This window comes from Olivibacter sp. 47, from assembly GCF_030372825.1.
Classification (GTDB): Bacteria; Bacteroidota; Bacteroidia; order Sphingobacteriales; family Sphingobacteriaceae; genus Olivibacter; species Olivibacter oleidegradans.
Map to the genome: position 1 here is coordinate 2432246 of NZ_JAUCNR010000001.1, position 22059 is coordinate 2454304.

At 41.4% G+C, this 22059-nt stretch carries 19 protein-coding genes; 16 read left to right on the forward strand and 3 right to left on the reverse strand.

Features of this window, described 5'->3' with window-relative positions; translation table 11 throughout:
- Positions 1 to 350: 350 nt before the first annotated feature.
- From QT327_RS10305 to QT327_RS10365, 13 genes are all read left to right on the forward strand, one after another.
- A complete protein-coding gene (locus tag QT327_RS10305) occupies positions 351 to 1622 on the forward strand; it encodes a Gfo/Idh/MocA family oxidoreductase (RefSeq protein ID WP_289552776.1) in 1272 nt (423 codons plus the stop codon).
- Positions 1623 to 1655: 33 nt separating this feature from the next.
- Positions 1656 to 5051, forward strand: coding sequence for a DUF1080 domain-containing protein (locus QT327_RS10310; RefSeq protein WP_289552777.1), 3396 nt, complete (start codon positions 1656 to 1658; stop codon positions 5049 to 5051).
- Between the two features lie 550 nt (positions 5052 to 5601).
- Positions 5602 to 6186, forward strand: coding sequence for an RNA polymerase sigma-70 factor (locus QT327_RS10315; protein ID WP_013666220.1), 585 nt, complete (start codon positions 5602 to 5604; stop codon positions 6184 to 6186).
- Positions 6187 to 6482: 296 nt separating this feature from the next.
- Positions 6483 to 7505, forward strand: a complete 1023-nt coding sequence (locus QT327_RS10320; protein ID WP_289552779.1) for a FecR family protein — start codon at positions 6483 to 6485, stop codon at positions 7503 to 7505.
- A gap of 174 nt (positions 7506 to 7679) precedes the next feature.
- A complete protein-coding gene (locus QT327_RS10325) occupies positions 7680 to 11069 on the forward strand; it encodes a SusC/RagA family TonB-linked outer membrane protein (RefSeq protein WP_289552781.1) in 3390 nt (1129 codons plus the stop codon).
- Between the two features lie 17 nt (positions 11070 to 11086).
- The gene (locus QT327_RS10330; protein ID WP_130857322.1) at positions 11087 to 12634 is read left to right on the forward strand and encodes a SusD/RagB family nutrient-binding outer membrane lipoprotein; all 1548 of its coding nucleotides are present in this window, start codon (positions 11087 to 11089) and stop codon (positions 12632 to 12634) included.
- A gap of 14 nt (positions 12635 to 12648) precedes the next feature.
- Positions 12649 to 12933: a hypothetical protein gene (locus QT327_RS10335; protein ID WP_289552782.1), complete on the forward strand. Its 285-nt coding sequence runs from the start codon at positions 12649 to 12651 to the stop codon at positions 12931 to 12933.
- 62 nt (positions 12934 to 12995) lie between these two features.
- On the forward strand, positions 12996 to 13907 hold the full coding sequence (locus QT327_RS10340) for an amidohydrolase family protein (protein WP_289552783.1): 912 nt from the start codon (positions 12996 to 12998) through the stop codon (positions 13905 to 13907).
- 40 nt (positions 13908 to 13947) lie between these two features.
- Entirely contained in the window at positions 13948 to 14403 is a 456-nt protein-coding gene (locus tag QT327_RS10345) for a RidA family protein (protein WP_013666225.1), read from the forward strand.
- A 10-nt stretch (positions 14404 to 14413) separates the two neighbouring features.
- Positions 14414 to 15340: an RraA family protein gene (locus QT327_RS10350; protein ID WP_242627315.1), complete on the forward strand. Its 927-nt coding sequence runs from the start codon at positions 14414 to 14416 to the stop codon at positions 15338 to 15340.
- Between the two features lie 24 nt (positions 15341 to 15364).
- Complete coding sequence (locus tag QT327_RS10355) at positions 15365 to 16486, forward strand: bile acid:sodium symporter family protein (protein WP_289552785.1); 1122 nt, start codon at positions 15365 to 15367, stop codon at positions 16484 to 16486.
- A gap of 12 nt (positions 16487 to 16498) precedes the next feature.
- Positions 16499 to 17716, forward strand: coding sequence for an aminotransferase class V-fold PLP-dependent enzyme (locus QT327_RS10360; RefSeq protein WP_130857326.1), 1218 nt, complete (start codon positions 16499 to 16501; stop codon positions 17714 to 17716).
- A gap of 442 nt (positions 17717 to 18158) precedes the next feature.
- Positions 18159 to 19430 (forward strand): site-specific integrase, encoded by a 1272-nt coding sequence (locus QT327_RS10365; RefSeq protein WP_289552787.1) that lies wholly within the window; start codon positions 18159 to 18161, stop codon positions 19428 to 19430.
- Here QT327_RS10365 and QT327_RS10370 read toward each other — a convergent pair.
- From QT327_RS10370 to QT327_RS10380, 3 genes are read right to left on the reverse strand one after another with little or no spacing between them, the layout of a single operon-like run.
- Positions 19405 to 19758: a helix-turn-helix domain-containing protein gene (locus QT327_RS10370; RefSeq protein WP_289552788.1), complete on the reverse strand. Its 354-nt coding sequence runs from the start codon at positions 19756 to 19758 to the stop codon at positions 19405 to 19407. The genes QT327_RS10365 and QT327_RS10370 overlap by 26 nt on opposite strands.
- A gap of 4 nt (positions 19759 to 19762) precedes the next feature.
- A complete protein-coding gene (locus tag QT327_RS10375; RefSeq protein ID WP_289552789.1) occupies positions 19763 to 20188 on the reverse strand; it encodes a hypothetical protein in 426 nt (141 codons plus the stop codon).
- A gap of 12 nt (positions 20189 to 20200) precedes the next feature.
- Positions 20201 to 20929: an XRE family transcriptional regulator gene (locus tag QT327_RS10380; RefSeq protein WP_289552790.1), complete on the reverse strand. Its 729-nt coding sequence runs from the start codon at positions 20927 to 20929 to the stop codon at positions 20201 to 20203.
- A gap of 159 nt (positions 20930 to 21088) precedes the next feature.
- Between QT327_RS10380 and QT327_RS10385 the strand changes: the two genes are divergently transcribed.
- Genes QT327_RS10385 through QT327_RS10395 form a run of 3 tightly spaced genes read left to right on the forward strand, consistent with a single transcriptional unit; the run spans position 21089 to position 22017 of the window.
- A complete protein-coding gene (locus QT327_RS10385) occupies positions 21089 to 21352 on the forward strand; it encodes a hypothetical protein (protein ID WP_289552791.1) in 264 nt (87 codons plus the stop codon).
- A 13-nt stretch (positions 21353 to 21365) separates the two neighbouring features.
- Positions 21366 to 21707 (forward strand): hypothetical protein, encoded by a 342-nt coding sequence (locus QT327_RS10390; protein ID WP_289552793.1) that lies wholly within the window; start codon positions 21366 to 21368, stop codon positions 21705 to 21707.
- A 55-nt stretch (positions 21708 to 21762) separates the two neighbouring features.
- Entirely contained in the window at positions 21763 to 22017 is a 255-nt protein-coding gene (locus QT327_RS10395; RefSeq protein WP_289552794.1) for a hypothetical protein, read from the forward strand.
- Positions 22018 to 22059: the final 42 nt, after the last annotated feature.

A 22059-nucleotide genomic window follows, 5' to 3' on the forward strand; every position in this document is an offset into this window, starting at 1 on the left:
GGCAATCCTATTATTTTATTATTAAATTAACAGCCATTTTGGTCGAACATCATCATTTTATCGATCTTAAACTGCAATATTTAGCTAAATCAAACTTGGTATTATGAGCCATCTGGTTATTTATTGGTGCCACTGATCATGTCCTTCATTTATCGGATAAACGATAGTATATCCGAAAAAAAGGTCATTTTGTCTGTCCGGTTAATTAAATAGAGAATAATAAAGAGACTTTTAATTGCAGAGAAAATCATCAAGCATAGTCAATACTTAAAACAACAAATCGAATGGATTTTTCTTAAATCGAACTTATTTTTTGAGAGAGGATCCTGAAACCAAAAATTAAAGCACAAATGAAAGAAAAAAGTACCTCGAGAAGGGATTTTATCAAGAAGTCTGCCCTAGCAGCGGCAGCATTTAGCATCGTCCCGCGGTTTGTACTGGGAGGACAGGGATATTTGGCTCCGAGTGACCACCTAACAAAAGGTATTATTGGTGTTGGAGCTATGGGACGCGGTCATTTTTCCTATGCCGGCACCAAAACCGTTGCTATTTGTGATGTTGATACCAGACATTTAGCGATAGCTATGAAACAGCTGAATGATAGTGGTGTTAAGCAACTGTCAGATTTCCGTGAATTGATCCAACTTCCGGAAGTGGATATCGTTCATATCGCCACACCGCCTCATTGGCATGGTATCATGGCCGCTGAAGCTGCACGTGCCGGAAAAGATATATGGTGTGAAAAACCCATGACGCGTACAATAGGAGAAGGTAAACGTGTAAAAGAGGCTGTGCAACAACATGGGCGGATTTTTAGATTAAACACCTGGTTTAGATTTAAGGATAATTTCTACGGAATGGCCGTTCCGGTAAAGAAGATCAAGAAATTAGTGGATTCCGGTATGCTCGGCTGGCCACTGAAAGTTACTGTAAGTAGACATACGGGATTTGATTGGAAATTCTATTGGGTCGGAAAAGAGAATTTGACGCCTGAACAAGTGCCTAGCGAATTGAATTACGATATGTGGCTGGGGCCTGCTCAATACAAACCGTATAATGCACATCGTGTTCATCAAACCTTCCGGGGCTATTGGGACTATGATGGAGGCGGTTTAGGTGATATGGGACAACATTACCTAGATCCAATACAGTATTTCCTAGGGAAGGACAATGAAAGCCCGATTTCGGTTGAAGTAGACGCTCCACAGCAACACAGCGACGCAGTTGGCACGTGGCGACGAATTGAATATACCTATGCTGATGGATGTAAAATTATCCTCGACGGTGAAGGGAAAGATAAAGATGTGCCTTATATCGATGGGCCTAATGGTAAATTATATCCCGGGTTTAAATCGGATATCCCGGACATGGAACGTAAACTAGCGACATTCCCCGAACCGGAAGAGCAAGTGGTCGACTTTGTTGAAGCAGTGAAAAAGAGACAGAAATTTGCATTAAACGAGGATAATGGTTATCGTTCTTGCACCTTGGTAAATATGGGTTTAGCATCTGTAAGGTTAGGTAGATCCTTAAAATTTGATCCAGAAAAGCAGCTATTCGTTGATGATGAAGCCGCTAATCGTTTAATTGACCAACCGATGCGTGGCCCATGGACTATCTAATGTATTTAATTATCACGAACTATTAAAACCAATATGAAGAATTATATATATGCTTCTATCCTTGCTTTTATGCTCGCCAACCCACCGGCTTTTGCGCAGCAAGATGATAGGCGTACAGCGACGACCAAAATAGCAGACTTGTTAGCCACACAGCCCGCTCAGAATGCCGATAAGCTGAATGCTGCAATGGCCCAATTAGACAATTTTACGGCTGCTGATATCAGCGCACTGCTTTTATCTTTAAAGCCTCAAGGCGGAGACAACGCAAAAATCGAATATGCAACCAACAGCTATTCCTATTTTGTTATGCAGAATGGAAAGGAGTCAATGCGTTCCAAATTTGTCCAGGGCGCTTTGGATGCCTTGGGGAAAATGCAGGATAAAAATAATAAAGGGTACGTGCTGAATCTACTCACTAATGCAGGAAAAGACGATGCCGTGTCTGCCGTTTCTACGTATTTACAAGATGAATATTTAGGGGATCGTGCTGCACGGACTTTGGCACGAATTCGTTCCGATGAGGCGGGAAAAGCTCTTATGGCTGCGTTACCGTCTGCAAAAGGAAGAAATATAACCTACATACTGGAAGCTATTGGCGATGCCGATTATGTGCCTGCAGCACCCACCATTGTTTCATTTGCCACCGCAGAGGAATTAACGGTTAGGAAAACAGCGCTCTATGCATTAGCAAAATTGGCTGACCCATCTTCTGAGGAAGTTTTAAAGGCGGCAGCTGAAAAGGTTAACTTCGGTTATGATGAATCAAAAGCGACCGCTTCTTATATTAATTACGCAAATAACCTACTCCTCAAAGGGAATAAGGAGCTAGCTGAAAAAGTAGCAAAAACTTTGTTGAAAGTAGATGATGAACATACACCTACGCGCATTGCAGGGCTTAATATTTTAACGCACATTTACGGAGCCGAATATGTTCCGGATTTGGTAAAAGCGTCTAGGGATAAGGATAAAGCATACAGCATTGCCGCTTTAAAATTAGCGCAGCCATATTTAAATGGCGCTGCTGTCGAAAAATGGGGGAAAGCAGTAAAGAAAACGAATCCCGAAACGCAAGCAGCTATCATAAAAGCTTTATCAAATACAAAAGACGATAGTGCACTTCCTTTTGTTGAAAAAGCCCTAAAGAGTGATGATACCCTTGTGAAAGTTACGGCTATTAAAGCTTATGGAAAACTAAAAGGGGTAGAAGGTACGCCTGAATTGTTGAAGTTATTATCAGAATCCAACCAAGTAGAGCGAGAAGCAGTAAAGGAAGCCTTTTTTACATTGAAAGGCGAAGGTTTAACGGGTAAGTTAGTGACTTCCTTAGCTGCAGCAGTACCGGCAGATCAGGTGACAATTATGCAAGTACTAGCTAATAGAGGCGCAAATGAAAGTTTCACCGCAGTTACTGCCTTGCTGAAAAGCAGTGATCCGACGGTAAGAGATGCTGCATATAATACATTGCCCGCCATTTCGAAATCCGAAAATCTTGCCTCATTAACCTCTTTATTATCTACAGCAGGTAACGAAAACGAGATAAAATTAGTACAGCAAGCTATAGTTGCTGCCGTTCAGGGGAGTCCACAAAAGGAGCAGGATATCCAATCATTATTGGCCAGTTATCAATCGGCAAATCCGAACGGAAAAACGCTTTATTTGAACGTTTTTTCAGGAATAGGTGAAGGTAAAGCTCTACAGCCGGTTGTTGAAGTACTTGATGGAAATGATGCGAACTTAAAAGCTGCGGCAGTTGAAGCACTCGCTAATTGGAATGATCACGACGCGTTGCCTGAATTAATCAAGTTGAGTCGGACGACAAGCGACTCAAAGCAATTGAATCAGATCTTAAACGGTATTGTACGATTGACCGCACAAAGCGACTTCCCGGCAGAGCAAAAAGTATTACTCCTAAGGGATGCTATGGGAGTTGCACAAAATACGCAGCAAAAAAGAATGATATTGGGTGCATTGAGCAATAATTTTACTTATAATGCACTCATCTTTGCCGGAAAATATTTAGACGACCCGGAGTTGAAATCCGCTGCAGCCATGGCGGTGTTAAACATCGCATTATCAAATCCTAGCCTCTATGGTGAAGAAGTGAGCGCCATCTTGAATAAAACGGTAGACGCGTTAAGCGGACAAGATAGCGATTATTTAAAACAAGCCTTAATTAAACATATCAATGAATTACCCAAGGGTCGTGGTTTTGTGTCACTTTTCAATGGCAAAGATTTAACAGGTTGGAAAGGTTTAGTAGAAAATCCCATTAAGCGAGCCAAAATGAGTGCGAAGGAACTATCTGTCGCTCAGCAAAAGGCTGATGAATTGATGCGGCGTGGCTGGTATGTAAAGGACGGGGTGCTTTACTTTAATGGAAAAGGTGATAATATTGCAACCATTAAACAATATGGTGACTTCGAAATGCTGGTAGATTGGAAGTTGAGTACCGTTGGTAAGGAAGGTGATGCAGGTATTTATCTTCGGGGAACACCTCAGGTCCAGATTTGGGATACCTCCCGCGTAAACGTTGGAGCCCAAGTAGGTTCCGGTGGTCTTTATAATAACCAACAGAACGAAAGCAAACCTCTTAAAGTAGCGGATAATGCACTGGGAGAATGGAATACCTTTCGTATTATTATGAAAGGCGATAAGGTGACAGTATATCTTAATGGGCAGCTAGTAACTGATAACGTTACCTTAGAAAATTACTGGGATCGAAGTCAACCCATTTTTCCTATTGAACAGATAGAACTACAAGCTCATGGAACTGAAGTCGCCTATCGGGACATCTATATTAAGGAAATACCTAGAAAAGAGATTTTTACTTTAGGCAATGAAGAAAAGGCTGCTGGTTTCAAAGTACTGTTTGACGGTTCGAACTTAGATAGCTGGACAGGGAATACAACTGCTTACACAATCAGTGACGAAGGAACGCTGGCTTGTTATCCCGTTAAGGACTCAGGAGGTAATTTGTATTCAAAAGAAGAGTTTGGTGATTTTATCTATCGCTTTAGCTTTCGTCTAACTCCCGGAGCGAATAATGGCATTGGTATCAGGGCCCCTTTAGAAGGCAACGCGGCGTATGAAGGAATGGAAATTCAGGTATTGGATAATGAAGCGGACATTTATAAAGATCTTAAGAAATATCAATACCACGGATCGGTTTATGGGGTAATTCCTGCTAAAAGAGGCTTTCTTAAACCGGTGGGAGAATGGAATGAAGAAGAGATTTACGTAAAAGGAAATAAGATCAAAGTCACGCTAAATGGCACCGTTATTTTAGAAGGTGACATTGCCGAGGCATCAAAAAATGGTACGTTAGATAAACTCGATCATCCGGGACTTAAACGAAAATCCGGTCATATAGGGTTTTTGGGTCATGGATCAGAGGTACATTTTAAAAATATCCGTGTTAAGCGGTTGTAGTTATCTGGTTATTAGTTACTGGTTATTAGTTGTTAGTTATTTGTTTCTAGTTATTAGTGTCGTGTGTTACTATTAACCTCTGTGACATATAAATAACGATTCGTAAAACAAATTCTTCAACTTATTGTTCTACCAACAAGGTTTAGGTTGGATAAAAGCAGAAAGCCCGGCGTTCCCAAGCGTTTGGGCTTTCTGCATTTTTTGTATTGCCAGATCAGGAAGTAGTATCTTCTGTCATTAATGACTCGCAAAAAAATGTAGAATTATTTATCTAGCTACAGGGAATTCGCCTTTGGCCTATAGATGAAGGTGTATATATTAAAAGAGATTTCCCTAATCTAGCTAAAGTAATTTGCATTTAAAAAGCAATTTATCTAAGTTTGTTTAACTCATTTTATAGTCTTCCAAAAATAATACGCTGACCAATTATTTATCATATAAGCGTTGCGGGACCTTCGTGTTTGGTTAAAAATAGTAATGCAAATAATATCATTGACTTCATAAGGAAGCATGGTGACGTAACGAATTTTTTATGGTTTAAAGCTTGATTATGAAAGATTTAACAAAGTTTTCTGATGAAGAACTTTTCCATGCCTGTGTAGACGGGAGCGAATTATCCTTTGAAGAGCTATACAATCGTTATTGGTATAAATTATATGCCGAGGCGCTGAGACGGTTAAGAAAGGCTGAGTTAGCAGAGGAAATTGTACAGGATCTGTTCACTAGTATATGGCTGAACCGCAAACGAATACAGATTCATAGTTCCGTTGCTGCTTATCTTTTTACATCTGTTAGGTACTTGGTAATAAGTGCTATACAAAAGGAAATAGTTAGAAAGAATTACAAAGAATTCTACAAAGGCAATTTTAGGGATTACGATAATTCTACCGAAACACGGCTAGCCTTTAATGAGTTACAAAATCAAATTGAAAACCATGTTCGATTATTACCCGACCGCTGTCGTTATATTTATGAGCTAAGCAGAAAAGAGTTTAAAAGTAATAAGGAAATAGCTGATTTGCTTGGCATATCGGAAAAAACGGTTGAAAACCAGTTGACCAAAGCATTAAGTAGGCTGAAAGTAGCTATGAAGCTTTATTCGTTTCATCTTTTATTGCTGTATTATTTATGTTAGATATGTTTAGAATTTCGTTGTTAAACGAACTCTTCGCCTTTTGTTTCGATCTTAAGGGTGACCAAAACCCAAGAGCGAAGCGATGAGCTCCCTACAGTCGACGTTGGTTTTGTGGAAGAAGTAACACGAATTTTTAAAGAAAATTGACCAAAGAAAGCCTTTCCTTAATTCTAATATCGCAACCATTTTGGCTTGTAGCTTAAAAAGATAATTTTTTTTACAACGGCGTAGGGGATAAAGGGCTTTGGGCCGACTATACAAATGGAAGCTATTATAAATAAAAGATATACTATAAAATGAAGAGCGAAATTTCCGAGGCTTTAATAGAAAAATACCTTAATAAGCAATGTAATGCAGAGGAAGTGAAACTAGTGGAGGCGTGGTACGATGCGATGGGTAACTCGTTATCAGCCGAAGAATTCGATCAAATACGGAAAAATAGCCTTTTGAAAGCACGGATGTTGTATAATATCAAAAGGAGAAGTGGTCTGTCTCTCCATAATGACAGTGAGGGCGCGCCTTTTAAGAAAGTACATCGTAAAAATCGCTCTACCGGCGTTTGGGCCGCCGCTGCAGCAATTGTGTTAATCGCGTTCATATGGCTACTGTTGGGTGGCCAATTGGACAAAATTTTTAAAACAGATCCGGTGGTACTGGTTAAAAATGAAAGTAAAACCATACTGAAGCATCATTTGCCGGATGGAAGTGTGATTTGGCTAGCGCCACATTCGTCGCTGCAGTATAGCGGCACTTTTCAACAAGGGGTAAGAGAAGTAACGATGCGGGGTGACGTTTTTTTTGAAGTAGCCAAAGATCCGAACAAACCTTTTCTTATCAATAGTGGATCGTTGTTGACCAAAGTTCTTGGAACAAGTTTTCGCATAAGGAGCGCAGGCGATGCAGAAGAAGAGGTCTCTGTGGTAACAGGTATGGTAGCTGTCAGTCGCGTCGATGAAAATATAAGCGTCGCTGAAAAGATGCAAGGTAGCCGAGAGGTTCTGCTCGTAGCTGATCAGAAAGTACATTTTAATAAACACAAGGCCCATTTAGTTAAAACAAAAGAAACATCGCGTTCGTCAGTGAAAATGTGGAAAAAGAGGAGTATGTCTTTTGAAGATAAGCCACTTAAAGATATTGCTCACTTGCTTGACAGTACTTTCAATGTCCAAATTGATTTTCAGGATAAAAAACTTGAAAGTTATACATTGACTGCCGACTTTAATCAGCTAAACTTAATTTCCATTATGGAAATAATCAGTCAATCACTCAACCTGCAATATGAGATTTCCGGAGATCGCATCAGGTTAATAAAAAAGTAAATCATTCATGACCCTAATTACTATCCATATGAAAACTTAACAACTTATTATTAACTAATAATTAATACATAGTTACATGACGACAGTTGCGATATTTTAAATTATTAAAATATCGATATATGCAATTGTCATGGGCGCTATTTGCCTACATTTTAACCATCAAACAGCATTTATATGAGAATCAACCCGAGGACATCCACAACCATTCGATCCTGTCTGCTTGGACTAATAATTATACTTACGGCCATCCACGTCCAAACATTTGCAAAGCAACCTGAGAGCACATTGGATCTTTCTAAACGTATCAATTTAAGCGTAAAAGGGCAGGCTTTATTACAGGCGTTAAAGCTTATTGAAGAGAAAGCAGCCATTAAATTTATTTACAGTAAACAAATTATAGATTTATCGCAGCGCGTATTCATCGAAGTGCAGCAAGAGTCTTTGCAGCGAGTGCTTGATCAGCTTCTTACAGCCAAAAACATTCAGTACAAAGTTATCGAGAATCGGATTGTTTTAGGTAAATCCACCCCTAGTCTGAATCAAGAAATAGAGGTAAAGGGACTCGTAACCGATGCGCAAGGGCAGGGGATCCCGGGCGTGAGTGTACGCCTAAAGGGTAGTACCAAGGGTACAGTAACAGGGGCTGACGGTGCTTACCAATTAAAAGTGGAAGGGACAGGTGAATTAGAATTTAGCTATATGGGCTATGTGGGGCAAACCGTAGCTATTGGCGGTCGTCATGTAGTAAATGTACAATTAGTAGAAGATAATCAAGCCTTAAGTGAAGTAGTTGTTACCGCATTAGGGATTTCACGTGAAAAAAAGGCGTTGGCCTATTCGGTAGCCGAAGTTGGCGGTGACCAATTAACGCAGGCAAAAGAAGTGAATGTCGCTAATGCTTTGGTAGGTAAAGTGGCAGGTGTTGATGTTTCGGGTATGGCTACCGGCCCAGGTGGTTCGAGTAGGGTGATTATTAGGGGTAACGGATCATTGAGCGGAAACAATCAACCGCTGTATGTGATCAATGGAATGCCGATGGATAATTCGACACCGGGAGGTAGCACAAGTTCGACAGGAATGGGTTGGAATATTGACCGTGGCGATGGAATAGCGGGTATCAATCCAGATGATATTGAAAGTATCAGCGTTTTAAAAGGCGGTCCGGCATCTGCTTTATATGGATCGAGAGCCGCAAATGGCGTAATTTTGATTACTACAAAAAAAGGAGTAGCACAAAAAGGTTTAGGTATTGAGTTTAATAGCACCTCTACCTTTGAGCGTCCTTCCATGTACCCTGAATGGCAGTATGAATACGGACAGGGGATTGATGGACGAAAGCCTACCACACAGGACGAGGCGATTGCAACCGGCCGTTTATCCTATGGTGCGAGGATGGACGGGCAGCCCTATGTGCAATTTGATGGCGTAGAACGACCCTATTCGCCTGAAAAAAACAATCCACAACAATTTTATGAAACCGGGCAGACTTATATAAACTCGTTAGCACTATACGGAGGGAGTGAAGATCTGCGGTATCGTGCGAGTGTTTCGAACACGGATGCGCAAGCGATTGTACCGAACTCTACTTACAAACGACTAACTACCAACTTATCGGTCAATGCCAATATCGGCAAGAAGCTTCATTTGGAAGCCGTTTCACAATATAATTATGATCAAGGAAAAAACCGTCCTAAAGTTGGTTATGCAAATGATAATCCCGCTTGGGCTGTATATATGTTAGCAAATACAGTTGACATCATGTCGCTGGCACCGGGTTACGATGCTGAGGGAAATGAAGTCAGGTGGAATCCGGTGGCTGAAGCACCAAACTCTTGGTTTGTCGTAAATCGTTACCGGAATCACGATAAAAAGAACCGATATATTATGCAGGGAAGTCTTCAATACGATATTCTCGACAATCTTTTTATCAAGGGAAGCGCGAGTAGAGACTATTATAATTCAGAATTCGAAGCTATACAGCCCACAGGAACCGCTTTTAGACCCCTAGGTGCTTATCAAAGCTTAAGAGCGACCTCATCCGAAACAAATTACATGTTTACCTTGAATTACAATACAAGTTTCCGTGATTTCAGCTTGTCCGCGATGGCCGGCGGAAATATACAAAGGAATGAGTACGATCTGACAACGATTGAGGGAAGTGAATTCAGGGTGCCTAATTTCTACAGCTATACAAATTTAAATATTTTAACAACCACCCCTTTATATCAAAAAACGGGTATTAACTCAATTTTTGGATCAGCGGACATTGGTTATAAGGGCTTAGCGTATTTAACTTTCACGGGTCGACAAGATTGGTTCTCTACATTAAGTCCGCAAAACAATAGTATTTTCTATCCATCGGTAGGAGGAACCTTTGTTCTATCAGAAGCACTGAGCTTTCCCAAATCCATAAGTGGTTTGAAATTACGGGGCTCATGGGCACAGGTAGGTGGTGCGACACCGACCGCTTATATATTGAACGAATCCTATTCCATGGTACAGGGAGGACATAACGGAAGACCGGTACAGGAATTGACGTCCGATTTAGTTAACAATCCAGGCTTAAGACCTTTGACCTCTACCACTTACGAATTTGGTCTTGATGCGCAGTTTTTCAATGGGCGTCTAGGGGCAGATCTTACTTTTTATAATCGAAAAACAACCGATGATATTGTTGAATCCAATATTTCTCAAGCTTCCGGTTATAATCGAGCCTTATTAAATGTAGGCGAGTTAAATAATCGGGGTATTGAAGTACTCTTAAGTGGTGCACCTATCAAAAAGGAAAATTTCAGTTGGGATGCCACCTATAACATTTCTTATAACAAAAGTGAAATTCAACAATTAGCGGAGGGGTTAGATGCTATAGTAGTAGGCGATGGTGTTGGCGGAGGAAGTATACGCAATGTGGTAGGTAGGCCTTATGGCGCTTTGTGGGGTTATCGGAAACTAACAGACGAAAATGGTCAAGTGGTATACAATCCGGAAAGTGGGTATGCAGTAAGAGGCCCGCTCGAAGAGATTGGTCAGGGTGTTCCTCCTTTAATTATGGGATTGAACAATACGTTTCGCTATAAGGACTTTTCGCTGAATGTATTGATCGACGGGAAGTTTGGTGGTATGATGTACTCCAATATGTATCAGTATGCCTACCGTTTTGGATTGCCGGAAGAAACCTTACCGGGACGTGAAACCGGTTTAACAGTGACCGGTGTTGACCCCGAAGGTAATCCATTCAGTAAAACGTGGGCCCCTCAAGACATTGATACCTATTATGATAATGACAAGTTCTATACCTCCATGTTTATGTTTGACAACGACTTCGTAAAGCTCAGACAGGTTATTTTATCCTACAATCTTCCGATAGAAAAATTCCGATGGGCGAAATTACAGGGTGCCACTATTTCCTTGGTCGGACGGAACCTATTGACTTTATATCACGATAAGCGAAATAAGTATTTCGACCCTGAGTCTAGCTATACTAACAGTAATGCACAGGGATTAGAGGCATTTGGCGTTCCCAGAACGAGGAGCTTCGGTATCAACCTAATTGTTAAATTTTAATCAATAGACCAAAAGATATGAAAAAGCTATTTCTACATGTGTTAGCGGTTTCGTTGTTCTGCTTCTTTTCTGCCTGCGATAAAGGTTTTGAAGAGATGAATGTTAACCCAAACGCTTCAACCACGGTGGTGCCTGAATACATGTTTACGAAGGCGCTATTAGATGGTGTGAGTTTCAATTATGTCGGTGCTGCTTATTTAACAATTGGCGGATCGATGCAGCAGACGGCTACCTATAAAGAAGTACCCGCCGCAGGCGATAAATATTTTAATGAAACCTATTCATACAATAGTTGGGAGGCTTATTCTACAGCCGTTATTGAAATAAAAAAAGTGATCGATGCAGTAAGCGCCAATCCCGAAGACATTAATAAATTGGCTATTGCACGTATTTGGAAGGTTTTAATATTTCACAGGCTTACTGACTTATATGGCGACGTTCCATATACCGAAGCAGGTTTTGGTGCTAGTAACCAAAATTACACACCGAAATATGATGTGCAAGCCACGATTTATAACGATTTATTGAAAGAATTGGAAGAGTCGGCCAATACGTTGGATCCGGATTTACCAACTTTTGGCAATGGCGATTTGATTTATGCCGGAAACGTTACGAAATGGAGGCAATTTGCATATTCATTGATGTTACGCCTGGGCATGCGTTTGACAAAGATAGATGCGACGCTTGCAGAAAGTTGGGTAAGAAAGGCAATCGCGGGAGGGGTAGTTATGAATGATAACGATTTGGCACGCATTCAATATGTAGATGGATCGCAAGTAGCACAGCGTAATTTCATTGCAACAGCTCTTTTGAATACGGATTATCTCAATCCGCAAGCGGTGGATAATATAGAAGGGGGTAAACTGGCCAAAACCTTTATTGATCATCTGAAAGAGACGCAGGATCCGCGATTAAATGCAATTGCTGTCGTCTGGGTACGTAACGCAACAGGTACCTATGTAGCGGACACCAGTTCAGCGATTCAAAAGGGGATGCCCAATGCTGCTTTTAATTCATTTCCTGCCGATTTTGCAAGTTATTCGGAACCGAATCCAAACACGATTCTACGTTACGATGCCCCTCATCTGGTTTTAACAAATGCCGAAACGAATTTATTACTCACGGAAGCCGCTCTCCGCGGATGGTATGATGGTAATCCCGCGCAAACTTATGAAGCTGCGGTACGCGCAGCAATGCATCAATGGAGTTTATTTGGTCAACATGGGGAAATCAGTGAAGCTCGGATTAATTTCTACTTATCACAACACCCATTTAATAATCAGGGCACTTTCGAAGAAAAGCTTGAACAGATTTATACCCAATTATGGGTGTCCTTATTCTTACAAGATGAATATGAAATTTTTGCTAATTGGCGCCGGACGGGTTACCCCAGCCTGACTCCGACTAACTATCCGGGAAACCTGACAGGAGGAACCATCCCCCGACGTTTTGTGGTGCCACTAACTGAAGAAAGTTACAATCGCGATAATTTTAATGAAGCAAAACAACGGCAAGGAGGAACAAATGCCTTAACCAGTCGTGTATGGTGGGATCCCGCGAACTAATCAGCAGAAGCATTATGTATAAAAAGATCATATTTTTTATTACGCTAACCGTTCTTAGCGCAACATTATGCGCGCAAGACTACGCGATACTTATTAAAGGTGGGCACGTCATCGATCCGAAGAATGGTATCGATGAAGTCATGGACATTGCCATTAAGGACGGGAAAATTGTCCAGGTGGCTAAAAATATTCAAGGAAAGGCTACACAAGTTGTCCTCGCGGAAAAACTGTATGTAACACCTGGTTTAATCGATATTCACGCGCATCATTTTTCGGGACCGAACCGCATAGTTACCTGAGAAATAGTTATACGGCTATTCCACCGGACGGCTTTACTTTTCGCAATGGCGTTACCACGGTCGTGGATGCCGGAAGTCCCGGTTGGAGAAATTTTCAGCTTTATAAGGATCAGACAATAGATCACTCAAAAACCCGTGTACTTGCTTTCTTAAACATTATTGGTGAAGGAATGCGTGGCGGTGCTTATGAGCAGGACTTAAAGGATACCGATCCAAAAATGGCCGCTTTGGTTGCTCGGCAATTCCACCCTTATATCGTAGGCTTCAAAGTAGCTCATTTTGAAGGCCCGGATTGGACAATAGTTGATCATGCCGTAGAAGCGGGGAAGCAAGCGGGTAATTTGCCGGTTATGGTGGACTTCGGTGGTAGTATACCCCCACTACCTTTGGAAGACCTGCTCCTGAACCATTTAAGAAAAGGTGACATTTTAACCCATTGTTTTGCACAGATCAAAGGGCGCGAATCAATTGTCGATCCCACTGAAAAGAAAGTGAAGCCTTTTGCATGGAAAGCGCGAAAGGAGGGGCGGTATTTTGATGTGGGCTACGGAGGGATTAGCTTTTCCTTTAGCCAGGCAATTCCAGCTATCAAAGAAGGCTTCTATCCGGACGCTATTAGTACCGATATCCATACAGGCAGTATGAATAATGCGATGAAGGATATGTTGAGCGTGATGTCTAAGTGTTTGGTAATGGGAATGAGCTTGCAGCAGGTAGTTGCCGCCAGTACTTGGCAACCCGCTCAAATAATAAAACGACCGGAACTAGGTAGTCTGAGTGTAGGGGCAGAGGCTGATATTGCTATTCTGAATGTACTTAATGGAAATTTCGGATACTTTGATTATACAGGATACAAGATCAACGGAAAGCAGAAGTTAGCCTGTGAAATGACCGTGCGAGGTGGAGAGATTGTATACGATCTCAATGGGATCGCTAACCCTATAGTCGTTGCTAAAAAGCAAACGGAACATTAACAAAAACCATATAACAGTTTAACAATCAAATTTATTCATTATGAAAACAGAAAGAAGATCAGTCATTAAAAGATTGTTTGCCTCCATGGTAGGTCTATTAGGAGCTAATGCCGTGCTTCGAGCTGAAAGCAAGTCGGCTACAAAAGAAACCTTCAATATAACTAAGCAGGACAATGTGCCTTTATTCTCGGGATCCACCAAATATAACGGATTAGTGTTCGTGGCCGGTAAAGGGGCACATTTCGATGGTGATATAAAAGCACATACAGATCATGTATTAAAAGAATTGGAAGCGGAACTAAAAAAGGCAGGATCATCGATGGAAAAGGTGCTGAAAGTCAACGTCTATCTGGCAGATCTTGGAGATTACAAGGCCATGAATGAGGTGTATCAAGGACGATTTGGCAGTAAACCGCCCGTACGCACTACCGTGGCGACTTATGGCGGGGTGCCCGGTGATTCGCTCGTGGAAATGGATTGCATAGCCTATGTTTAACATGAACAGAATGTACGTTAGGAAAAGTTTTTTTATGCTTATGATGCTGCTCTTTTTTGTTACTACCGGCGCAGCTCAGCAAATAACAAAAGAAGAACTTCGTTTTCTAACTTCCTCCTGGAAAGGGGAGCGCTACAGAGATGGGCGCCCGAAGATTCCTGATTCACTCCTTTTAAGAGCCGAGCGTATTGGTTTTGATGATGCTTGGACCATTCTGAGGAATGCGGGCTATTATAATCAATTTGAGGATGGGTGGAAAGCGATTCGTGAAAATGAGGTCTTTGCAGGGCGCGCTGTAACGGCCGCGTATATGCCAAGGAGGCCCGATATAGAAGATGCCATATTAGAGCGCGGGCATGAGAAAGGCCTTAAAGGAAGCACCAATGCGTGGCCCATTGAGCTACTGCAAAAAGGAGATGTGTACGTCGCTGATGGCTTCGGGAAAGTAGCGGGTGGAACCTTGATTGGACAAACCCTGGGAACCACCATCTTTCAGCGTACCGGTAAGGGAGTAGTTTTTGATGCCGGAGCACGTGATTTTGATGGTTTAGCCGACATAAAAGGTTTCAATGCTTTTGTACGTGATTTCCATCCGTCTTTTTTAGAGGAATCAATGTTAATGGGACTTAATACACCGATACGTATCGGCAAAGCGATTGTGTTACCTGGAGATTTAGTGTTGTGTAATAAAGAGGGGGTGCTTTTTATACCGGCCCACCTGGCAGAAGAGGTCATCGTCACTGCCGAATTTATCCAATTGAGGGATGCCTTTGGAAAAGATCGAATTCAAGCGGGGAAATACAGTGTAGGACAGATCGATAACCAGTGGGATGATCCGATAAAACTTGATTTTCTGAACTGGTTAAAGGAACAAGAAGATCGGGTGAGGCTTACCAAGAAGCAGCTGGATCAACTAATGGAAAAAAGAACCTGGTAAACATAATGAACCTAAATATTTGATATGAGGCAATTTTCATTTTACAAAGTCACTTTGTTGATTGCAATGGTGACGGCAATCCTGGGCATATGGGCTTACTGGACCCAGAAGCAATCAGTATGGGGCCCGAGCCTTATTATATGTTTGCTAGCAACGGCCTTATCTTTTCGGACCATTAAGTCGTTACAAGGGTATGCTTATTCAATGATGATATTTGCAATGGTTGCGGCGGCGCTGTGCTATCCCCAACACTTTCTAAGTGTTAACGGTTTTCCATTGGCTGAGCTGATCACTCCTTTGATACAGCTGATCATGTTCGGCATGGGGACTTCCATGAGCGTACACGATTTTGTGGGGGTGATTAAGCATCCAAAGGGCGTTTTTATTGGTGTAGTAAGTCATTTCATCATTATGCCCTGTGTTGGCTTTTTCCTGGCCAATGTAAGCGGCTTTTCTCCGGAAATAGCAGCTGGAATTATTCTGATTGGCTGTTCGCCCAATGGAATGGCCTCCAATGTGATGTCTTATATGGCTAAGGCCAATTTACCATTATCGATTACGATCACAGCGGTATCAACATTACTATCACCTTTGGTAACTCCGACGCTGATGAAGCTATTAGCCGGTGCATTTGTAGAAATCCACCTATTAGACATGATGTGGGATATTTTGAAGATGGTTATACTACCCATAGGTGCCGGTTTGTTATTCAATAGACTATTTCATGGCAAAGTAAAGTGGTTAGACGCATTTATGCCTAAAATCTCGATGGCAGGTATTGCTATTATCATTGCCATCATTACAGCTGCCGGTAGAGATAGTTTACTCCATATTGGTCCGCAATTGATCCTGCTCGTTTTAATACACAATTTAACAGGTTATTTCTTAGGCTATAGTTGCGGTAGACTTTTCCGTATGTCTGAGCGCGACTGCCGAACCATGGCAATTGAAGTGGGAATGCAGAATGGAGGCCTAGCCTCCGGTATTGCAAAGGAAATGGGTAAGCTAGCTACAGTGGGACTAGCACCTGCCATCTTTGGGCCTTTAATGAATATCACAGGATCATTGTTAGCTTCCTATTGGCAAAATAAACCACTAGCTACTCCTGACGGTGCGCTTAAAACGGTTAGCGAGCTTAAAAATTAAAAAGAATTTATCATGAGAAGAAGAGAACTATTAAAATATTTGTCGATGCTGCCTGCCGGTGGATTCATCACCCCTTATGTAGACGGGAATAGATTATTATGGCTGGATAAGGAGCGGCGGGGTCGAGAGCTATTCAAAGAATTGGGCGTACGTACTTTTATCAACGCTGCCGGAACCTATACTGCTATGACGGGATCCCTTATGCGACCGGAAGTACTGGAAGCGATAAACTACAGTGCAACGGATTTTTGCATGCTGGATGAATTGCAAGATAAAGTAGGTGAAAAAATTGCGAGTTTGGTACATGCGGAATCTGCCGTCGTAACAGCAGGATGTTTTTCCGCTATGACTTTGGGATTGGCCGGAATATTAACGGGCCTTGACGAAGAAAAAGCAATTCAGTTACCCCACCTAATGGGAACCGATATGAAGTCGGAGGTGATCTGTCAAAAAGGGCATGAAATTGTTTATACCCATGCGCTTAAAAATACGGGTTGTAAAATTGTGATGGTAGAAACGAGGGAAGAGCTTGAGCAAACCATTAATGAACGAACGGCGTTGATGTTCTTTCTTAACGTACAGGCTGACAAAGGTAGCATCATGCACGAGGAGTGGGTCTCGATTGCAAAAAAACATGGTGTTCCCACCATGATTGATATCGCGGCTGACGTACCACCTGTTTCCAACTTGTGGAAATTTCATGAAATGGGCTTTGATTTAGTGTGCGTATCTGGAGGAAAGGCGATCCGCGGACCGCAGAGTGCCGGCTTATTGATGGGTAAAAAGAACTTTATACAAGCAGCGAGATTACATATGCCTCCACGTGGGTTTAATATTGGCAGAGGGATGAAAGTGAATAAGGAAGAAATTTTAGGTATGTATGTTGCGTTAGAGAAGTTTATCAACCTTGATCATCAACAAGAGTGGAACTTACAACAGGCTCAAATTGATCTGATCGCAACGGCAGCGCAAGCGGTTGAAGGTGTTACGACGGAGGTGAAGGTGCCTCCTTTGGGAAATGTGACACCAACGCTATATATCCATTGGAATGCAGAAAAGGTGAAAATATCGGGCAAGGAATTACAGCAACGTTTACGGAATGGAACACCTTCTATAGAAGTAGGTGGAGCTGAGGATACTTCTTTGATTTTAACTGCTTGGATGCTAAAGCCGGGACAAGAAAAAGTGGTAGCCAAGCGGCTGCGTGAAGAACTTTCGACAGCGGTTTAGTCGAAAGAGGTTGCTTAAAGGGCATAAGCAACAGGATAATTTGGTTGAAAGTCCGGTATTTAAATGCCGGACTTTTTTTATTAAGCGTATTTTTGACTGTGCATTAAACTGCTGGCAGAAATCACAAGAATGAACCAACTCGCTCTTTTGACTTTTGACTTTTTACTTTTTAATTTTGACTTTTTACTTTTTAATTTTTACTTTTTAATATCTTTGTCGTCACAAAAATCACATTGTAGGTGATTTAGAAAACAATATTTTTTAGAACATTAAAATCATAGTTGTAGATGTTCTATGATGAATGTTTGTAAAAATGGTCATTTCTGCCCAATAGACGCTAAAAAGCCGCTTTATCTATCCCTAGGCCACCTTTGACTTGTCAGAAAAAACAGCTATTTTTGTACTTCTTATCAAACTAAAATTTACAACTAATTTACAACGGATGGCAACGGTCAGTGCAGTGATCTTAAACCACCATCAAAAACAGGATGGTACTTGGAATGTAAAAGTCAGGGTTTCTCATAACAGCAAATCAGCATATATTGATACAACGCATTTTGTTTCGACGTCTCATCTCACAGCAAAAAAAGGCAAGGACAAAACAACTATATACAAACTCAAGCAAGCATGGCTCGATAAACATATGGCGGAAACCCTAACCAGGTACCGGGACAAAATAACCGAACTGGGCGAACGGCTTTATTACATGGATTGCCATGCGATCAAAGAGTACCTTACAGCGAAGGAAGGTGTGATTGATCTGTTTGCGTTCGCCGATGAATTTTTCGAACGAGAAACGAAAAAAGGGAGGATCACATCAGTGATCACCATGAGGTCGTCCATCCTCAGTCTCCGCGACTACTGGGGAGAACGACCATTGCCTACCGACATGTTTACCTCCAAGCTTCTACAGAATTTTGAAATGCACCTGAGAAGCAATAGGACGGTTGAACGAACCAAAAGGAACGGAGGCAAATATACTCGCGAAGTAGCCGGGTTATCCCACAACACAATTGTAAACAGGATGTCCAACCTTCGTACGGTGTTCAATGCCGCCAAATCGTATTATAACGATGAAGACAGCGGAATAATACGTATTAAAAACAATCCGTTCAGCAAATACAAGATGAACGAGATCAAGGCTACCAGGAAGAGGAACCTAGACCCTGAACAACTTAAAGCAATCCGTGACATAGAGGTCTATGATATACGTACCGTTATTGCAAGAGACCTGTTCATGTTAAGTTTTTACATGTGTGGCATGAATGCAAAGGATATGTACGAGTACCTTACAGGTCCAATTTCATCGGACAGACTTGAATACAACAGAAGTAAAACAAAAGGGAAGCGAAAGGATGATGCGTTCATCAGCATTTTTATACCGCAACAAGCTAGGAAAATCATAGATAAGTATTCGGGCCTTATTCAGGAAAGGTACGCGAATAATCTTATACTGAACCGGACCATAGGTTACGGTATGAGAAAGATAGGAGAAATTCTTAAGATAGAAAGAATGACCTTTTATCATGCTAGGCACACATTTGCAAGCTGGGCACGAAACCACTGCGGCTATAGCGTATCAGATGTCGCGGAAGCGTTGAATCATACCGACTTGCAGCATCGGATTACCAAAGACTACATTGATTACGATTGGAGTCTCATAGATCGGATACAATCCGATGTCATAGCTATTCTTGAGAAAGAACAGCCTTGATGCTCTTTTCCATCCGGTCAATACGGGCTTCAGTGAGAGCTATTCTTGCTAATAAGGTAGAAACATCGGCGGATTTTCCGGCTTTAGGGTGAACCTTCCTATCGCCGGCACCGGTTAAGGCCCAGTTAATATTGAGGTCATACTTCTCGTTGAGATAAAGCAGATAGTTTATGTTGGGCAGAGCCTTTCCATTTTCAACGCGTGATGTGTGTGTGAAAGCTTGGCCTATCGCTTCCTGAATGTCGGTTTGTTTTACCTGATTCTCAATTCTAAATTCTTTAAGACGTGTTCCGATAGCCAGATATGGCTTATCATTCTGTTCTTTCATTTTTCTATTTTTTAACTATGTATCTGGTATTATATAGCCACAATGTCCGTGAAACTTTAAATGATTCGTTCGATTCTCTCGTGAACAGAAAGCCGTTCAGATATAAATTGTCTATAATATCCCATAGGTAATGTTGTAGCTCCTCTATCCAGAGGATGTCTTCATCTTGGATATTTACATTTATAACGCCGTCGTATATTCCGTTAACCTCTCCCATGCAAAGGCACCCTATCTCCACGAAACCTCTTCTCACGTAGCCTTTTCTTCCTTGTTTAACTCGACTCATTCCTGGAATAATATCTAAGAAAAGATAAATTCTGGGAACTCTCGCATCGTCAAATGCCGGCAAGTTCGATAGTAATTCGTACAAGCTGGCGATCAAAGCCCTGCATTCAACGGTACCTTTGTTGATACGCATAGGAGGGGGCATAGAACCGCATCATCAATTAACCGTTATATCAGGGATAGGAGGTCTAAACGACACTATCTTCCTGTATAAGAATATTTGGAGCACATCTGATAACGGAATATTATAATCTTTAAATTTCGGATTATAAGAGTGGCAGCGTATGTACCCCTCTTCCAAATTGTGCTCTATAATCTGCTTAAGCACAACTCCGTCCTTACTGACAATGACAAACAAGTTGTTTCGGATCGGAAGTGCTTGGCCGGTTGTTAAGGGAAGCTCTCTTATTAATATCTCGGTTCCATCGGGAATAGACATAGAGCTTCCGTCGTCCATTGAATGCCCGTCCACTCGGACCACAAGATATTTTCCCCTTTCAAACTCTTTTGGTATAAGCCTTTTCTTTGTGTCAGGTAATGTTTCTAGATCGTTGACTCCCAAATAGCCAGCCGATGTAGATAGATCTTCATATTCGACCATCATGTAATTTTCAAATGGTATAGGTGTAAGTTTTCCTTCTTCTATTTTATTATCTAATTCTGCTGAGACATCTTCAGTTGTCGGTTTTTCACTACCAGTTAAGACAAAACCTAGTTCTAATCCGAATGTTGCCGCAATCTTCTCGCCAAATTGTTTACCTATTGGTTTACCTTTCTTCAGATTGCTGATATATGCTTTTGATACACCCAATCGTTTCGATAATGCCTCTTGATTGATGTTGTACGTCTCTAATAAATATTCAATAATATTAAAATTTTTATTCACTGTAAACCAATAAGTTAACTAAAAATATACCAAAAAGTAAACTAAACTATTGTGAAAGTTAACCAAATGGTATACATTTGTATCAACAGAACACAACAAAGGTAAAGATAGAAAAATAAGAGACATCAAAACACCTAATAAATCAATTTGAATAAAGACATGGAAATATCAATTGACAAAAACGTACCGATCCCTATGTCGCTTTCGTGGAGCGATAAGTTGGACAAGCTTGAAGTAGGCGACTCAATTCCCGTTTTAGCCGGGAGTGAGGAAACGGTTAGACAGACGGCATGGAGCAACTTCCATAAGCTGGGGACGAAATTTTTCACAGTCCGTAAAGATCCTTCTGATCCTAAAAACTATCGTGTTTGGCGGGTGACCGAGGATAATTTTAAAAAGATAAGAAACAGAAGAGCATCGTAAAACTCCACACGAAATGAGAGAGCTGCTATATAATAGAGAATTTAGAAACGTGTTGGTTGAAGTAGCGAAGGTGGGTGCAACACAGGCTCTAACCGAGATCGGTAAACTTACTCCTTTCATCAGTAAATCCGAAGCATACAGGAAATACGGTAGAAAATATGTCGATAGATGGATCAGATTGGGAGTTCTTACCGTGAAGGGAGAAGACAATCAGAAGAAACAAATCGACAGGGTCGAGATTCAGGCAATAGCATCCAGTACTTCACTTGCGGATTATATCAACAGTCAGGAATTCAAGGCAAAGGGTATCAAAATAAACATAAGTGAAGCCCTTGAACAGGATAAAATAAAATAGGGACGTTGTGCAGAACATCCCTAGCAAATTAAATAACCTCTTAAATCATTTAATCATGTACAAAGGTAACAAAAAATCATCACTATTTGAAAAGAACAAGGAAATAACTCACTACGTGGGGTCTGACGGGTTACTGTACACATCTAATGGTCAACTGGATCGACGAGTTGATGTTCGCGATGCAATGGAGACGTACAGTCGAAAAATGCGGGACGAAAGAAAGCGATTTATGATAATCGTAGGTGTAAAGTTCTTGGCCGTCCTGGGTATGTTATTATTCCTTTTAGTAAACCATTCACGATGGAATTAACCAATGAAAAACGGGCCAAACTGATGGAGGTCCTGAAAGAGC

Bases quoted from the DNA above. Each gene is read 5' to 3' on its own strand.
- QT327_RS10370 (WP_289552788.1), bottom strand. From the start codon at position 19,758: ATGAAAGAACAGAATGATAAGCCATATCTGGCTATCGGAACACGTCTT.
- QT327_RS10345 (WP_013666225.1), top strand. From the start codon at position 13,948: ATGAAAACAGAAAGAAGATCAGTCATTAAAAGATTGTTTGCCTCCATG.
- QT327_RS10355 (WP_289552785.1), top strand. From the start codon at position 15,365: ATGAGGCAATTTTCATTTTACAAAGTCACTTTGTTGATTGCAATGGTG.
- QT327_RS10385 (WP_289552791.1), top strand. From the start codon at position 21,089: ATGGAAATATCAATTGACAAAAACGTACCGATCCCTATGTCGCTTTCG.
- QT327_RS10335 (WP_289552782.1), top strand. From the start codon at position 12,649: ATGTATAAAAAGATCATATTTTTTATTACGCTAACCGTTCTTAGCGCA.
- QT327_RS10305 (WP_289552776.1), top strand. From the start codon at position 351: ATGAAAGAAAAAAGTACCTCGAGAAGGGATTTTATCAAGAAGTCTGCC.
- QT327_RS10395 (WP_289552794.1), top strand. From the start codon at position 21,763: ATGTACAAAGGTAACAAAAAATCATCACTATTTGAAAAGAACAAGGAA.
- QT327_RS10375 (WP_289552789.1), bottom strand. From the start codon at position 20,188: ATGCCCCCTCCTATGCGTATCAACAAAGGTACCGTTGAATGCAGGGCT.
- QT327_RS10390 (WP_289552793.1), top strand. From the start codon at position 21,366: ATGAGAGAGCTGCTATATAATAGAGAATTTAGAAACGTGTTGGTTGAA.
- QT327_RS10365 (WP_289552787.1), top strand. From the start codon at position 18,159: ATGGCAACGGTCAGTGCAGTGATCTTAAACCACCATCAAAAACAGGAT.
- QT327_RS10330 (WP_130857322.1), top strand. From the start codon at position 11,087: ATGAAAAAGCTATTTCTACATGTGTTAGCGGTTTCGTTGTTCTGCTTC.
- QT327_RS10350 (WP_242627315.1), top strand. From the start codon at position 14,414: ATGTACGTTAGGAAAAGTTTTTTTATGCTTATGATGCTGCTCTTTTTT.
- QT327_RS10310 (WP_289552777.1), top strand. From the start codon at position 1,656: ATGAAGAATTATATATATGCTTCTATCCTTGCTTTTATGCTCGCCAAC.
- QT327_RS10315 (WP_013666220.1), top strand. From the start codon at position 5,602: ATGAAAGATTTAACAAAGTTTTCTGATGAAGAACTTTTCCATGCCTGT.
- QT327_RS10320 (WP_289552779.1), top strand. From the start codon at position 6,483: ATGAAGAGCGAAATTTCCGAGGCTTTAATAGAAAAATACCTTAATAAG.
- QT327_RS10360 (WP_130857326.1), top strand. From the start codon at position 16,499: ATGAGAAGAAGAGAACTATTAAAATATTTGTCGATGCTGCCTGCCGGT.
- QT327_RS10325 (WP_289552781.1), top strand. From the start codon at position 7,680: ATGAGAATCAACCCGAGGACATCCACAACCATTCGATCCTGTCTGCTT.